Raw genomic sequence first — 14906 nt, forward strand, 5'->3', positions numbered from 1 at the left:
GCTGATCAGGAGAACAGGAGGGAGGACAGGCGGCGGCGGGACAGAACCGTGGCTGGGTCATCGTTCCCCCATGCTTCAAAAAAGCGCAGGAGCTGCTGGCGGGCTGCGCCATCCTTCCAGCCCCGGTCGGCCCTGATGATGTGGAGCAGTTCGTTTGCGGCATCCTCCCGCTTGCCTGCGGCGTTCAGGGCTGTGGCCAGTTCACAGCGGGCTTCGTAGTCTTCAGGGTTGGCGTCCAGCCGTGCCCGAATACCTTCCATGGCTTCGGCTGCCTGACGGCCTTCCTTTTTCAGCTCAAGGGCCGCACGGGCCCCGGCAACTTCCGGTGCATCCGTAATTTTTGCAGGCACATCGGCCAGAGCTGCGGCTGCGGCCTCTTCATCATCAAGGGCCAGCATGGCGCGGATCAGCCCGCCCCAGGCTTTGGCGTTTTCAGGCTCTTCGCCAATAACAGCGGAGTACATGGCTGCGGCTTCGGCATGCTGGCCTGTTTCCATGGCCACATCGGCTTCGTGCAGCTGCTCGGTTGCGGGCAGAGTGCCGCCCCCGCTGGCTTTGAGCAGGTTTTCTACAAACTTTTTTACTTCGCTTTCAGGCAGGGCGCCCTGGAACACGTCCAGAATCTGCCCTTTCCAGAAGGCTGCCACAAGCGGGATGGACTGGAGCGGCAAACCAGCCTGTGCAAGCTGGCCTGCAAGGGCGCGGTTGGCTTCAATATCAATTTTAACCAGCCGGACCTTGCCTTTGGCAGCGGTAACGACTTTTTCCAAAATGGGGGTCAACTGCTTGCACGGGCCACACCATTCCGCCCAGAAGTCCACCAGAACGGGCACGTTCCGGCTGGCGTCCATAACGTCGTGCATAAAGCTGGCCTGCGTACCGTCGGTAATGACAGCAGCAGCACCCGAGCCACCTAAACTGTTATCCGAGCTCGGGGCTGGCTGACCGATCAGATGCTCCATCTGGTTTTGTTCCTCAAATTTCTGTCACGCAGGCAAAATGGTACCTGTCATGCTTTTGGCCACAGTACATCACTTGTGTCTGTAAATGGTCAATCATGCCCGCAAGCGCAATGGTCAGAATGGCCGGTCAGGGCATTTTGCATGGCGGCTCCCTCTGGTGTGTTTCATGGATTGCATAGGGACGGATTAAAGCGCCATAATAGAGGACAAAACAGGAACGACGGTAAAAGAGCTCTTCATGACAAAATCAGGTCTTCGAGGTCAGCACAGCATTCGGGTGCGTGGAGCGCGTGTCCATAACCTGAAGAATGTTGATATTGATATCCCCCGTGACCGGCTGACCGTCGTGACCGGGCTTTCGGGGTCGGGCAAATCTTCTTTGGCGTTCGATACCATTTACGCGGAGGGCCAGCGCCGGTACGTGGAGAGCCTGTCCGCCTATGCGCGCCAGTTCCTGGAGCTTATGGGCAAACCTGATGTGGATTCCATAGAGGGCCTGTCCCCCGCGATTTCCATCGAGCAGAAAACAACATCCAAAAATCCGCGCTCTACCGTGGGGACGGTCACGGAAATATATGACTATATGCGTCTGCTCTGGGCGCGGGCAGGTGTGCCGTATTCCCCCGCCACCGGCCTGCCTATTGAGGCACAGACCGTAACCCAGATGGTGGACCGTATACTGGCCATGCCTGAGGGCACGCGGCTTATGCTGCTGTCCCCCGTTATTCGGGACCGCAAGGGCGAATACCGTAAGGAACTGGCTGAACTCCAGCGCAAGGGTTTTACCCGTGTGCGGGTGGATGGCACGCTGTACGAAATTGCAGAAGCCCCGAGCATGAACCGCAAACTCCGCCACACGGTGGAAGTGGTTGTGGACCGCGTGGTGGTAAAACCCGGTGTGCAAACCCGTCTGGCGGATAGTCTGGAAACCGCACTGACCCTGAGTGATGGCATTGTCTATGCCGAGGAAGTGCTCAAGGATGAAGAGCGTGAACCGGAAAAACTGGTTTTTTCATCGCACTTTTCTTGCCCTGTCAGCGGGTTTACTCTGGAAGAGATAGAACCGCGCCTGTTCTCCTTCAATGCGCCGCAGGGTGCCTGCCCGGCCTGCGATGGTCTGGGGGTGGAAACATACTTCAACCCGGTTCTGGTTGTGCCCGATATTGCACTCTCCCTTAAAAAAGGTGCTATTGCACCGTGGAAAGATGCAAAATCTCCCCTTCTGGAGCAGACGCTACAAAGTCTGGCACAGCATTTTGGCGTCAGCATGGATACCCCATGGCGCGACCTGCCCGAACAGGCCCAGAACGGTATTCTATACGGTGTGGAAGACGATATAAGCTTTACCTATCAGGATGGTAAAAAAAGCTATGTTGTCGAACGGCCGTTTGAAGGGGTTCTGACAAGCCTGCAAAAAAGACTGGCCAATACTGAGAGTGCGTGGGTCAAGGAAGAACTTTCCCGTTATCAGTCAGAAAAAGCCTGCCATGTCTGCCATGGTGCACGCCTGCGGCCGGAGGCCCTGTCTGTTCGTGTGGCAGACAAAACCATTGCGCAGGCCTGCGACCTCTCCATTGGGCATGCGCTGGGCTGGTTTGACACTGTTTTGCCAACCCTTACCCCTCAGCGGGCAGAAATTGCCCGGCGTATCCTGCGTGAGATTCTGGAACGTCTGAAATTCCTTGATGATGTGGGGCTGGATTACCTGACCCTCTCACGCGGGTCAGCCACCCTTTCTGGGGGGGAGAGCCAGCGTATCCGTCTGGCAAGCCAGATTGGATCGGGGCTTACAGGGGTGCTTTATGTGTTGGATGAGCCGTCCATCGGGTTGCATCAGCGCGATAACGCACGCCTGCTGGGTACTCTCGAGCGGTTAAAAAACCTTGGGAATACACTCATTGTTGTCGAACATGATGAGGACGCCATAAGAAGTGCTGACTGGCTGGTAGATATGGGGCCCGCAGCCGGGGTTAATGGCGGTCAGGTTGTTGCACAGGGTACGCCGGAGCAGGTTGCCAAAAACCCCGATAGCCTGACAGGCGCTTACCTGTCTGGTCGCAAAAGAATTGAGGTGCCACAACAGCGCAGGCCCGTGAACAAAAAACGGATGCTTACGGTGGAAGGGGCAACTGGGCATAACCTTAAAGATGTCACCGCGCATTTTCCGCTTGGTACATTTACATGTGTAACCGGTGTTTCGGGGAGCGGTAAATCAACCCTGGTGATTGATACGCTTTACAAGGCGCTCTCGCGCCAGCTTATGGGGGCTGCCACCTCGCCCGAGCCGTATAAAAAAATCAAGGGCATGGAACTGCTGGACAAAATTATTGATATTGACCAGTCCCCCATTGGCCGCACCCCCCGCTCCAACCCCGCAACCTATACCGACCTGTTCACCCCCATCCGGGACTGGTTTGCCGAACTGCCAGAAAGCAAGGCCCGAGGGTACAAGGCGGGGCGTTTTTCCTTTAATGTCAAAGGGGGACGGTGCGAGGCCTGCCAGGGTGATGGCGTGCTTAAAATAGAAATGCACTTCCTCCCCGACGTGTTTGTTACCTGCGATGCCTGTAAAGGTGCGCGCTATAACCGCGAAACACTGGATATCCGCTTCAGGGGTAAAACCATAGCGGATGTGCTGGCCATGAGTGTGGATGAAGCCTACCCGCTCTTTTCTGCCCAGAACCGGATACGCGACCGACTGGCCATTTTGCAAAAGGTTGGTCTGGGCTATGTGGCACTTGGCCAGCAGGCAACGACCCTATCGGGGGGGGAAGCACAGCGCATCAAACTTTCCAAGGAACTGGCGCGCAGGGCTACGGGCAGAACCGTCTATATTCTGGATGAACCCACAACCGGGTTACATACAGAAGACGTTAGAAAACTTCTGGAAGTCTTGCATGCACTGGTCGATCAGGGGAACACGGTTATTGTGATCGAGCATAATCTGGAAGTTATCAAGACTGCGGACTGGCTTATAGATGTAGGGCCAGAAGGGGGCGATGGTGGTGGCACCATTGTTGCCGAAGGCACGCCCGAAACCATTGCTGCATGCAAAAAAAGCTATACGGGTCAGTTTCTTGCCCCCCTTCTGGTGCAGTCATAATGAAAAAAGCATGGTTATGCGGTCTGTTTTTAGGGGCGTTGGCAGTATCACCCTTGCCAGCGCAGGCCCAGTGCCTGAACCTTGCCAGAAGTGTTCTGTTTGAAAGACTGACATGGACCGAAATTGCACAGGATATATCCTGTGGTTTTACAACCATTATTGTGCCTGTGGGGGGTACGGAACAGAGTGGACCGTACATAGCCGTTGGCAAACATAACAGCCGTGTGCAGTTTCAGGCTGAAAAAATAGCCCGTCAGTCCGGCAGAACACTGGTGGCTCCTGTGGTGGCTTATGTGCCAGAAGGGGGTACGGCTCCGCGTACATCGCATATGCGTTTCCCCGGTACCATTACATTACCGCCCGATGTGTTTGACAGAATGCTGGCTTCCATTGCCGAAAGTTTTCGGGTGCAGGGGTTTAAGCTGGTTGTTCTGATCGGTGATCACGGTGGCTACCAGAAAGATATGGAAAAACTGGCCGCACAGCTGAATGTGCGGTGGCAGGCCACGGGTGCGCGGGTGCTGTATGTGCGGGATTATTACAATGTGATCCCCCACCAGTATAGCGAATGGCTCCGGCAGAATGGCTACAGGCTGGATGTGGGCCAGCATGCGGATATAAGCGATACATCGCTCATGCTCGCGGTTGATCCATCCATGGTCCGGGAGGAGGCCTTGCGGCATGCACCCAACCCGTCTGCGGCGCAGGGGATTTATGGTGGAGACCCACGGCGGGCCACGTCCACACTGGGGCAGCCCGGCTTGTCCATGCAGGTGGACGCGGCCGTTAAAGCCATTGATGATGCGCGCAGCAAATAAATATATAAAATAATTTTTCTATAATAATAAATGAAAGATTTTAACCACCCCCGAATAGACGTTATTTACGCCGCATGATAAATGCGGAGCCGTATCAGGAGTTAAAGTGATAACAGGCACAGAAGGGTCTGGGTTATGGGTTTTAAACAGTATCTGGTTGCGGCGGTTGCCATTGTTGGCATAAATGCTGGCAGTGCGCCCGGTTGGGCGCAGGATGTTGGCACTCCGTCCGAGAGCGGGAGCAGCACGGCGGCTCCTCTGGTGCAGACCATTCCTGGCATGCCCCCAGTCCCCAACCCTGCCAACCTGTATAGCGAGACCGGGGTAGGCCACATTGCGCCGGAAGTGGCGCAGGACCCCGAGCGGGTTTACGTGCCCAACCTGCGCTCGAATGATGTGTCTGTCATCGACCCGACCACCAACAAGGTGGTGGACCATTTTCCTGTGGGTAAAAGCCCCCAGCATGTTGTGCCGTCATGGGACCTGCGCACCCTGTGGGTGACCAATAATGCGGAAGGCACCGTGCATGGTAGCCTGACCCCCATTGACCCGCGCACGGCCCGCCCCGGCCCGTCCATTGCGGTGGATGATCCCTACAACATGTATTTTACGCCCGATGGCAAATCCGCCATTGTGGTGGCCGAAGCCCGCAAACGTCTGGATTTCCGCGACCCGCATAGCATGCAGTTGCAGCAGTCCATTGATGTGCCCGAGTGCAAGGGCGTCAACCACGCCGATTTTTCCATAGATGGGCGCTACGCCATTTTCACCTGTGAATTTGGTGGCCATCTGGTCAAGGTGGATATGGTTGAGAAAAAGGTTCTGGGTTACCTCAAACTGTCCAGTGGTGGCATGCCGCAGGATGTTCTGGTCTCCCCCGATGGCAAAACCTTTTATGTTGCCGACATGATGGCCGATGGCGTGTTTCTGGTGGATGGGGATACGTTCCGCGAGACAGGCTTTATCCGCACGGGGCTGGGTGCGCATGGGCTGTACCCCAGCCGTGATGGCACAAAAATGTATGTTGCCAACCGTGGTTCCCACCTGATTCATGGCCACCCCCACAGCAAGGGGGGCGGGGTTTCGGTTATTGATTTTGCTACAAACAAGGTTGTGGCAACATGGCTTATTCCCGGTGGTGGCAGCCCGGATATGGGCAATGTCAGCGCGGATGGCAAAGCCCTGTGGCTGTCTGGCCGCTTTGATGATGTCGTTTACCGGATTAACACCGATGATGGTACCATGATCAGTATTCCGGTTGGGCAGGAGCCACATGGCCTTACCGTATGGCCGCAGCCGGGCCGCTACTCCATTGGTCACACGGGTATCCTGCGCTAAAAACCATCGGGTTTTCTGGACGGATCAAAAGCCTTTCCTCATAATGGAGGAAAGGCTTTTTTGTTTTATGGGGGGTAAACGTGGTGGATAGGCAGAACAATCAGGCTTTGCAAAAACTCTCTCCCGATCATTCTCTTTCCGTAGAGCAGGAGCAGCTATGCCAGCAGGTTGTCAGGTTCTGTCAGGACCACGTTGGGCAGGGGAATGCTGTTTTTGTTATTGAAGGCGATGCAGGGACAGGAAAAAGTATTGTTATCAATAAAATTTTTAACGAAATACAAAAACTGTCCCGACAAAAATCAGCTGCAAACCCGTTAACGGGGACAAAAAATTATCTTTTGGTCAATCATCCAGAGATGATGAAACTTTACAGGAATATCTCGGAACATTCGCTTTATGTGAAAAAGAAAGACTATGAGCGCCCGACAACTTTCATCAACACCATGCACAAAACCGGGCAGATGGCGGATGTGGTTCTGGTGGACGAGGCGCACCTTCTTTTAACAAAATCCGATAAGTACAACAGGTTTGCACAGGATAATCATCTTGAAGAGATTCTGAAATGTGCAAGGGTTGTGGTGCTGGTTTTTGATGACAAGCAGGTTCTCAAGTTCAAAAGCCATTGGACAAGGAATATGCTGGAAACAGTTCTGGCCCAAAAGCAGGTGCAGACCTGTCGGCTTAAAAACCAGTTCCGTATGCACGCTGGTGCACAGACATGCGCATGGATAGACGCATTTTGCAAAAAGACCATTCTGCCGGTTCCCCATGATCCGTCTTTTGACCTCAGGGTTTTTGAGGATGCGCAGGATATGTACGATCTGGTGCGCCAGAAAAACACCGAGTTCGGCCTCTCCCGCATGGTGGCAACGTATGACTACCCCTACCGGCTGGATGGTCAGGAGCATTTTGTAACCGAAGGGCGTTTTCGGCTTAAATGGGATATTGCCAAACCCGAAGCCCGCCTGCCATGGGCCGAACGTGCCGATACAATAGATGAGGTCGGCTCCGTTTACACCGTTCAGGGGTTCGACCTGAATTACGTTGGCCTGCTGCTTGGCCCATCCGTAAGGTACGATAGCGCGGCTGATACCCTGATACTTGACCCGACCCGGTATGAGGATGGCGCAGCTTTTGCCGGGCGCAATGGTATTGCCCAGCCCGGGCAGACCATGGAGCGGATCATGCTCAATGCGATCAATGTGTTGATGACGCGCGCGGTCAGGGGGCTTTATATTTATGCGCACGACCCCGCGTTAAGGGCACGTCTTGTTCAGCTCCGGGCCGGGTAAGGGCGCAAAGGGCAAGGGCTGAATGTCGTGCACGGCATGGCTGCCTTGTGTGGATGTCGGGCGGGAACGGCCCAAAACAGCCCTTTCTGGCCCTGTTCCGGGGGCTGGTGGCACTAAAATTTTCATACAGAACTTGTTCTGTCCTCATTCTGGTGCCAACTGAAAGGTAATCATACAGGTTTACCCTACAGATCGGACATTTCCGCCATGTTTATCGAAACCGAAGGCACCCCCAACCCCGCAACGCTCAAGTTCCTGCCCGGTCAGGCCGTGGTAGGGGATGCGGGCACCATAGACTTTATTGATGCCGACGCCGTGGTTGGCCGCTCGGTTCTGGCCGATGCGCTGTTTGCCCTGCCCGGTGTTGCCCGCGTGTTTTTGGGGAATGACTTTGTCTCCGTCACCAAGTCCGATAGTGCGGACTGGGAGGAACTGCGTCCGCTGGTGCTGTCCACCCTGATGGATCATTTTGTGGCGGGCCTGCCGGTTGTTGCCGAAGGCGTTGCTGTTCTTGAAGACGACATTGCCCCAGAAGATGCGGAGATTGTTGTCCAGATCAAGGAACTGCTGGATACGCGCGTACGCCCTGCCGTTGCGGGCGATGGTGGGGATATTGTTTTTCGCGGGTATCGCAACGGGGTTGTGCGCCTGACCATGCAGGGTGCGTGCTCCGGCTGCCCCTCCTCCCGCGCAACGCTCAAGCATGGGGTGGAAAACATGCTCAAGCATTACGTGCCAGAGGTTGTCTCGGTCGAACAGGTAGACTGAGCAGCCCCTGCAACGGTGGCTCTTTTCGGCGCGGGATGCTTGCCTTAAAAGAGGGAAGTCACGCGCCGGAGCAAGCTGGCGCAGCAGGAGGCAGGACAGAACATGTTGGACGCAAGTGGGTTAGAACTGCTGTTTACAAAGGCGCGAACCCCCCTGCGCTGGACGACCCGCCCTGTGGAGGAGGCTTTGTTGCGCCAGATCTATGATCTGGTGCGCATGGGGCCGACCTCGGGCAATTGCTGCCCTGCCCGCATTGTTTTTATTACAGGCTCCAATGGGCGCGAAAAACTGCGCCCCGCCCTGTCCGCAGGGAACGTCAACCGGGTTATGGGGGCACCGGTTATTGCTGTGCTTGCCCATGACCCGCTGTTTTTTGAACAGCTCCCCAAGCTGAGCCCGGGGGAAGAACTGCGCTCCTGGTTTGCCGCCGATGTCGGCCTGTCTGAGGAAACCGCTTTTCGTAATGGCACCTTGCAGGGCGGGTATATGATCATGGCGGCCCGTGCCCTTGGGCTGGATGTTCTGCCTGTTTCAGGGTTTGACCAGTCCGTGGTGGAAGACGCTTTTCTGGCCGAATGGGGCTGGCGCGCCAACTTCCTGCTCTGTCTGGGGTATGGGGACTTCGCGGGCCAGCCCGAGCGGGCCCCCCGGCTTGAGTTCGATCAGGCCTGCCGGATTGTAGAGTAGTGGTGCAGCGTATTCTGGTGCTCGACGGGAGCCCCGCAGGCGACCATGCCTGTGGCACGGCGGCCTGTGTTACCAATACAGATGGCGTGTTGCAGGTGCTTGCCTTCAGGCAGGAGGCTGGCAAGCAGGCGGCGGAAGGGCTTAGCCTGCTGGCAGCACAGGTTTTGCAGCAGGCTGGCTGGTCACGCGCACAGGGGAGTGTGCCGGATCTGGTTGCTGTTGTGGTGGGGCCGGGGTCTTTTACCGGCCTGCGGGCGTCCTGTGCGGCGGCGGCAGGGTATGCCGTAGGTGTGGGGTGCCCGGTTGTGGGGGTCACGCGGGCAGAGGCTCTGGCCCCGGAACTGGACGCCGCCCTTGCCGCTCAGCCAGACCCCATGGCTGGCTGGCTGGTGGTGACCGCCGCCCGGCGTGGCCGCGTTTTTGTGGAAGACAGGCAGGGTGCGCGGGCCGTAACCATAGCAGACTGGTCCGCCCCGCAAGGGCGGTGGCTGGTTGCAGGTGAATCCCGGGCTGATCTGGCTTTCCCCTCCGTGATCCTATGCCCGATTACCCACCCTGATGTAGAGCAGGTTGCGGCTACGGCCCTGCGCCGGATGCGTGGGGACTTGCCACCGCGTGGCGCACTGCCCGTTTACGTGGACCCGCCGGAGGCCAAACTGCCAGCCAATGGGTTGCGGGCTGCTCCGGTCTAATGGGTCTGCCGCAAATGCAGTCTGTGGGGGTGGGGCACGCGGCTGTGCTGGCCTGCCTGCATACGCAGTGTTTTACCCCGCAGGAGCAGTGGGACACAGCCGCCATGCTCAGCCTGCTCGGCTCAGCCGGTGTTTGCGCCGGGTTGGTGCTGGTGGGGGAGCAGCCCGCAGGGTTTGTTATGCTGCGTTGCGTGGCGGGGGAGGCAGAAATTCTGACCCTGTGTGTGCTGCCTACATACAGGCGGCAGGGGCTGGCCGCGCAGTTGGTGGCATGGAGCCTTGTCCACGCCAGAGCGCAAAAGGCCGAAATGGTTTTTCTGGAAGTTTCGGTCGGGAACCCTGCGGCACAAAAGCTGTATGCACAGGCAGGGTTTGAACAAAAAGGCCTGCGCCGGGCCTATTACCCCGATGGGTCCGATGCCCTTGTGCTTGGGCATGTTCTGGAGTGTGGCGGGTAAGGCCCATGCCGCCGGGGGTGCCGTGCGGCATGGGGTATGCTGGTTTACGGGGCCAGATTGACCCCGTTTTTACCCGGTTGCTTACAGGGCGCGGTTGCCAATATCCGTCCGCCATACCGCACCATCCCACGTAATGGCCTTAACACCGGCATAAGCGCGCTTCTGGGCTTCTTGCACCGTGTCCGCCAGAGCGCAGACAGCCAGCACACGCCCGCCTGAAACCACCAGTTCTCCGGCCATGTTCTGTGTGGTGCCTGCCTGAAAAACCCGCACCCCTTCCAGAGCATTGGCGGCGTCCACCCCACGGATCACGGCCCCTTTTTCCGGGCTGCCGGGGTAACCCCGTGCCGCCATGATCACGCAGACCGATGCTTGGTTGGAAAATGTAATGGGGGCCACGTCCAGCCGGTCCTCGGCCAGTGCCTGCAAGGCAGGCAGCAGGTCCGATGTCAGGCGTGGGAGCAGGGCTTCGGCCTCGGGGTCGCCAAAGCGCACATTGTATTCAATCAGCGATGGCCCGTTTTCGGTCAGCATCAGCCCGGCAAAAATGACGCCCCGGAATGGCGTGCCCCGGCGCACCATTTCGCGCAGCATGGGGCGCACCAGCAGGTCCAGTGCGGCTTCCTGCTCTGCCCGGCCAAAGCCTTTTGGGGGGGATACGGCACCCATGCCCCCGGTATTGGGGCCTGTATCCCCATCTCCAATGCGTTTGTGGTCCTGTGCCGCACCAATCAGGCAGGCGGTTTCCCCCGCACAGAAGGCAAAGAGAGAGACCTCCTCCCCTACAAGGCAATCTTCGATCACCACGCTGCGCCCGGCATCGCCCAGTGCGCCACCTGTCATCATGTCCGTAATGGCGGCTTCGGCTTCGGCTACGGTTGTGGCAACAACAACACCCTTGCCCGCAGCCAGCCCGTCGGCCTTGACCACGATGGGCGCTCCTTTGCGGCGCACATAGGCAATGGCGGAGGGTGCATCCGTAAAGCGTTCCCATGCCGCGGTGGGAATACCCGCCGCATCGCAGACTTCCTTGGTAAAGCTCTTGCTGCCTTCAAGCTGGGCGGCGGCCTGCGTGGGGCCGGCACAGGGCAGACCCGCCAGTGCGCAGGCATCGGCCAGCCCTGCGACCAGTGGCGCTTCGGGGCCGGGCACCACCAGATCAATCTTCTGCTCGCGGGCAAAGGTTACAAGGGCTGCCACATCATGCGCGCCAATGGGCACGTTGGTTCCGCAACGGGCCGTGCCGGGGTTGCCGGGGGCAATGAACAGCGCGGAAAGTGCTGGGGATTTGGCCAGTGTTTCGGCCATGGCATGTTCGCGGCCGCCTGAGCCTACCAGAAGTACGCGCAATTCTTTTCTCCTGCTGTTCATGTCTGCTCTTTCAGGGCGAGCGTCTGTAGCATAGGTTGTGCGGATGCACGAAGAGTTTGGAGCCGCCTCCCCATCTGGCGGCAATGTCCCTGAATATACGGTTTCGGAAATTTCCGGCGCAATCCGGCGTACGCTGGAGGGGTCGTTCAGCCGCGTGCGCGTGCGCGGCGAAATTACGGAATTCAAACGCTACCCCTCCGGGCACATCTATTTTTCGCTCAAGGATGAGCAGGGCAAGATTTCCGGCGTGGTCTGGCGTGGCAGTGTCAGCCGCCTTGGGCTGGTGCCTGAAAACGGGCTGGAAATTATTGCAACCGGCAAGGTCTCCGCCTACGGCGAGCGCTCAAGCTACCAGCTTATTGTGGAACGCATGGAATATGCGGGCGAGGGCGCATTGCTCGCCCGTATTGAGCGCCTGCGGATAAGGCTGGGGGAGGAGGGGCTGTTTGACCCCGCCCGCAAACGGCCCATTCCCCTTCTGCCGCGCGTGATCGGGCTTGTTACATCCCCGCAGGGTGCTGTGCTGCATGATATTTGCACAACGCTCCGGCGGCGCTTCCCCCGGCCTGTGGTGGTGTGGCCCGTGCCCGTGCAGGGTGAGGGGGCTGCCGCCCAGATTGTGGCTGCCATTAACGGTTTTTCCGCGCTGGATGGCACAGGGGCCGTGCCTCGGCCCGATGTGCTGATTGTCGCACGCGGTGGCGGCTCGCTTGAAGACCTGATGGCCTTTAACGATGAAGGCGTGGTGAGGGCAGCCGCAGCCTGTTCCATCCCCCTGATCTCGGCCGTAGGGCATGAGACCGATACAACCCTGATCGACTTTGCATCCGACCGCAGAGCGCCCACCCCCACCGCGGCGGCAGAAATGGCCGTACCTGTGCGGAGCGAACTGCTGGCCGAAATTGAACACCGCGCCGCCCGTGCCACAGGCGCACTGGCCCGGCAGATGCAAACCGCCCGCCTGCGGCTGGACAGGGCAGCCGCCGCGCTACCGGACCTGCCCGGCCTGGTACAGACCGCGCGCATGCAGTTAGATGACCGTGCCCGCAGGCTGGACGTGGCCCTACCAGCCCTTGTCCGCCGCCGTAAGGCGGACCTTGTGGCGGTGGAGCGGCACATGCCTGCGGTGGAAACACTTCTGTCCAGCCGCAGAACACGGCTTGCCGTACTGGGTGGCGCGTTTGTGGGGGGCATGCAGCACACCCTGCAACGGCAGGAAGTGCGGCTGGGCCGCTGCCGCGTGTCCCCCGCCCCCCTGATGGCGCTTTTGCGTGAGCGGCGGATTGCGCTGGCAGGGGCTGCCGGGCAACTGGAGGCCGTATCCCCCCAAGCAGTGCTGGCACGCGGTTATGCGCTGGTCACAGCAGATGGCCACCCCGTGACAAAAGCCGCAGGGCTAAGGAGCGGGCAGCAGGTTGACCTGACTTTTGGCGATGGCTCCTGCCGTGCCATTATTGGTGGCCAACCTGCGCAGGGCCTGCTGGACCTGTAAGCCTGATGTTGGGTTCAGGCGGGTAACCGGGTTATGCTGGCCTCCCTGCAACTGTGTGGGCAACAAGCCACCGCGTGCTGAAAGACTGAAGAGCGCATGTTCATTCCTGTTCGTATTCCGGCTTTGGGGTCTGTCCTTGTGCTTGGGCTGCTGGCCGGGTGCGCCAGCCAGCCCACCCGTATTCCCCCGCAGAGCTTTGCACCGGGGCTGAGCGCACCAACACCGCCCCCCGCAAACGAAAGCCAGTTGGTGAATGACCCCTCCGCCCCCACCAATACGCCGCTGTGCGGGGCTGCCGCGCGGGAGGCCATAGCCATGGCGGTGCAAAACTACCCCCAGCCGCTTGCCGTAGGGGGCAGTTGCGTGCGCAATGCGTGCTACAGTACACAGACCGGCACCTACATTGCTGCAGACGGCACCCAGCGGGTCTGCCGTTAGGCTGGGGTGAAGCGCTTTGTGCGACAAATGCCGCCAACAAACCCTTTTCCGGGCGGCAATTTGCTGGTAGGGGAAAAAGCAGTTCGCGAGAGTGACGGAACTGGTAGACGTAGTCGACTCAAAATCGACCGCCCTTACGGGCTTAGGGGTTCGAGTCCCCTCTCTCGCACCAGACTTGTCCCTCCCTCTTCTCGGCCAAGGTTATGAACGCCCTTTCCCCTTCCGCTTCGTCCCGTCCGGCCATTCGCCCGCTCAATCCCTGTTTTTCATCCGGACCGTGCGCCAAGCGCCCGGGGTGGAGCCTTGCCGCGCTGGATAAGGCGCTGGTTGGCCGCTCCCACCGTTCGCCAGAAGGGCGTGCGCGGCTGAACGAGGTTATTGTACGCTCCCGCAAAATTCTGGGTGTGCCCGAAGGCTGGCGCGTAGGCATTGTGCCTGCGTCCGACACGGGTGCGGTGGAAATGGCCCTGTGGTCCCTGCTGGGCGAACGCCCGGTGGACGTGCTGGCGTTTGAGAGTTTTTCCGCCCTGTGGGCGCAGGATATTGTAACCCAGCTCAAGCTGGACAATACCCGCGTGCTCAAGGCCGATTACGGCCAGTTGCCAGACCTGAACGAAGTCAACTGGGCGCATGATGTGGTGCTGGCATGGAATGGCACCACCTCGGGCGTGCGCCTGCCATCGGCTAATGCCATTCCCGCCGAGCATGAAGGGCTGGTGATCTGCGATGCCACCTCCGCCGCCTTTGCCATGGACCTGCCATGGGACCGGCTGGATGTGGTAACATGGTCCTGGCAGAAAGCTCTTGGGGGCGAGGCCGCACATGGCATGATCGCGCTTTCGCCGCGTGCTGTGGAACGGCTGCAAACCTTTAAGGCCCCCCGCCCGCTCCCCAAGATTTTCCGCATGACCGCCAAGGATGCGCTGATCGAAGGTATTTTTAAGGGCGATACCATCAACACCCCTTCCATGCTGTGTGTGGAAGACGCGCTGGACAGCCTGCAATGGGCGGAATCCGTCGGAGGGCTGGAAGGGCTCAAGGCCCGGTCTCAGGCCAATCTGGCGGCTGTTGCCGCTTGGGTTAAAACCACGGACTGGGTCTCCTTTCTGGCAGAAAAGGAGGAGGAGCGTTCCTCTACCGCCATTTGCCTGCGGATTGTCGCACCATGGTTTCTGGCTCTGGAGCGGGACCGGCAGATGGCAACAGTCAAAACAATGCTGGCTGTGCTGGATAAGGAAGGCATTGGCTTTGACCTTGCCAGCTACCGTGACGCGCCCGTGGGCCTGCGCATATGGGGCGGTGCTACGGTGGAAACAGCCGATATTGCGGCCTTGCTGCCCTGGCTGGACTGGGCGTTTGCACTGGTTGTGCCTGCATAATTCTGTCTGGAGAGGGGTAACCCTGACCAGTATTATGAAAAGACCGTGTGCCTGGCACACGGTCTTTTTTTATGCGGGGTTTGTGCGGAAAATACGGCCCACGCGAAA

General features: G+C 58.7%; 13 protein-coding genes and 1 tRNA gene. 12 read left to right on the plus strand and 2 right to left on the minus strand.

Features of this window, described 5'->3' with window-relative positions:
• Positions 1-5: 5 nt before the first annotated feature.
• The gene (locus LKE65_RS03720) at positions 6-962 is read right to left on the minus strand and encodes a tetratricopeptide repeat protein (protein WP_086646927.1); all 957 of its coding nucleotides are present in this window, start codon (positions 960-962) and stop codon (positions 6-8) included.
• Between the two features lie 238 nt (positions 963-1200).
• Here LKE65_RS03720 and uvrA point away from each other — a divergent pair, with 238 nt between their 5' ends.
• The 8 genes from uvrA to LKE65_RS03760 all read left to right on the plus strand — a co-directional run bounded on the left by uvrA (position 1201) and on the right by LKE65_RS03760 (position 10118).
• Complete coding sequence (gene uvrA, locus LKE65_RS03725) at positions 1201-4065, plus strand: excinuclease ABC subunit UvrA (RefSeq protein ID WP_253529147.1); 2865 nt, start codon at positions 1201-1203, stop codon at positions 4063-4065.
• Positions 4065-4883, plus strand: coding sequence for a creatininase family protein (locus LKE65_RS03730; protein WP_278740494.1), 819 nt, complete (start codon positions 4065-4067; stop codon positions 4881-4883). Before uvrA ends, LKE65_RS03730 begins: the two co-directional genes overlap by 1 nt.
• Before the next feature lie 135 nt (positions 4884-5018).
• Entirely contained in the window at positions 5019-6221 is a 1203-nt protein-coding gene (locus LKE65_RS03735) for a YVTN family beta-propeller repeat protein (protein ID WP_086646924.1), read from the plus strand.
• A gap of 80 nt (positions 6222-6301) precedes the next feature.
• Positions 6302-7513: a DUF2075 domain-containing protein gene (locus LKE65_RS03740; protein ID WP_278740496.1), complete on the plus strand. Its 1212-nt coding sequence runs from the start codon at positions 6302-6304 to the stop codon at positions 7511-7513.
• Between the two features lie 207 nt (positions 7514-7720).
• On the plus strand, positions 7721-8281 hold the full coding sequence (locus LKE65_RS03745; RefSeq protein ID WP_086646923.1) for a NifU family protein: 561 nt from the start codon (positions 7721-7723) through the stop codon (positions 8279-8281).
• 102 nt (positions 8282-8383) lie between these two features.
• A complete protein-coding gene (locus tag LKE65_RS03750; RefSeq protein ID WP_086646922.1) occupies positions 8384-8968 on the plus strand; it encodes a malonic semialdehyde reductase in 585 nt (194 codons plus the stop codon).
• Positions 8968-9660 carry a tRNA (adenosine(37)-N6)-threonylcarbamoyltransferase complex dimerization subunit type 1 TsaB gene (gene tsaB, locus LKE65_RS03755; RefSeq protein ID WP_278740498.1) on the plus strand — a complete coding sequence of 231 codons (693 nt, stop codon included), beginning with the start codon at positions 8968-8970 and terminating at the stop codon, positions 9658-9660. The genes LKE65_RS03750 and tsaB overlap by 1 nt, the downstream gene beginning before the upstream one ends.
• Positions 9661-9674: 14 nt before the next feature.
• Entirely contained in the window at positions 9675-10118 is a 444-nt protein-coding gene (locus LKE65_RS03760; protein WP_278740499.1) for a GNAT family N-acetyltransferase, read from the plus strand.
• Positions 10119-10199: 81 nt separating this feature from the next.
• On the opposite strand, the gene purD is transcribed toward LKE65_RS03760, so the two are convergent.
• Entirely contained in the window at positions 10200-11489 is a 1290-nt protein-coding gene (gene purD, locus LKE65_RS03765) for a phosphoribosylamine--glycine ligase (protein WP_278740500.1), read from the minus strand.
• A 43-nt stretch (positions 11490-11532) separates the two neighbouring features.
• Here purD and xseA point away from each other — a divergent pair, with 43 nt between their 5' ends.
• The 4 genes from xseA (at position 11533) to LKE65_RS03785 (ending at position 14798) form a co-directional block, all read left to right on the plus strand.
• On the plus strand, positions 11533-12981 hold the full coding sequence (gene xseA / locus LKE65_RS03770; protein WP_278740501.1) for an exodeoxyribonuclease VII large subunit: 1449 nt from the start codon (positions 11533-11535) through the stop codon (positions 12979-12981).
• A 96-nt stretch (positions 12982-13077) separates the two neighbouring features.
• Positions 13078-13419: a hypothetical protein gene (locus LKE65_RS03775; protein ID WP_278740502.1), complete on the plus strand. Its 342-nt coding sequence runs from the start codon at positions 13078-13080 to the stop codon at positions 13417-13419.
• 85 nt (positions 13420-13504) lie between these two features.
• Positions 13505-13591 (plus strand) — tRNA-Leu (locus tag LKE65_RS03780).
• Between the two features lie 31 nt (positions 13592-13622).
• A complete protein-coding gene (locus LKE65_RS03785; protein WP_086646918.1) occupies positions 13623-14798 on the plus strand; it encodes a phosphoserine transaminase in 1176 nt (391 codons plus the stop codon).
• Positions 14799-14906: the final 108 nt, after the last annotated feature.

It is taken from the genome of Acetobacter fabarum (assembly GCF_022483405.1).
Classification (GTDB): Bacteria; Pseudomonadota; Alphaproteobacteria; order Acetobacterales; family Acetobacteraceae; genus Acetobacter; species Acetobacter fabarum.

Coding starts and splice junctions, on each gene's coding strand:
- LKE65_RS03720 (WP_086646927.1), bottom strand. CDS start 962: ATGGAGCATCTGATCGGTCAGCCAGCCCCGAGCTCGGATAACAGTTTA.
- uvrA (WP_253529147.1), top strand. CDS start 1,201: ATGACAAAATCAGGTCTTCGAGGTCAGCACAGCATTCGGGTGCGTGGA.
- LKE65_RS03730 (WP_278740494.1), top strand. CDS start 4,065: ATGAAAAAAGCATGGTTATGCGGTCTGTTTTTAGGGGCGTTGGCAGTA.
- LKE65_RS03735 (WP_086646924.1), top strand. CDS start 5,019: ATGGGTTTTAAACAGTATCTGGTTGCGGCGGTTGCCATTGTTGGCATA.
- LKE65_RS03745 (WP_086646923.1), top strand. CDS start 7,721: ATGTTTATCGAAACCGAAGGCACCCCCAACCCCGCAACGCTCAAGTTC.
- LKE65_RS03750 (WP_086646922.1), top strand. CDS start 8,384: ATGTTGGACGCAAGTGGGTTAGAACTGCTGTTTACAAAGGCGCGAACC.
- LKE65_RS03760 (WP_278740499.1), top strand. CDS start 9,675: ATGCAGTCTGTGGGGGTGGGGCACGCGGCTGTGCTGGCCTGCCTGCAT.
- purD (WP_278740500.1), bottom strand. CDS start 11,489: ATGAACAGCAGGAGAAAAGAATTGCGCGTACTTCTGGTAGGCTCAGGC.
- xseA (WP_278740501.1), top strand. CDS start 11,533: ATGCACGAAGAGTTTGGAGCCGCCTCCCCATCTGGCGGCAATGTCCCT.
- LKE65_RS03775 (WP_278740502.1), top strand. CDS start 13,078: ATGTTCATTCCTGTTCGTATTCCGGCTTTGGGGTCTGTCCTTGTGCTT.
- LKE65_RS03785 (WP_086646918.1), top strand. CDS start 13,623: ATGAACGCCCTTTCCCCTTCCGCTTCGTCCCGTCCGGCCATTCGCCCG.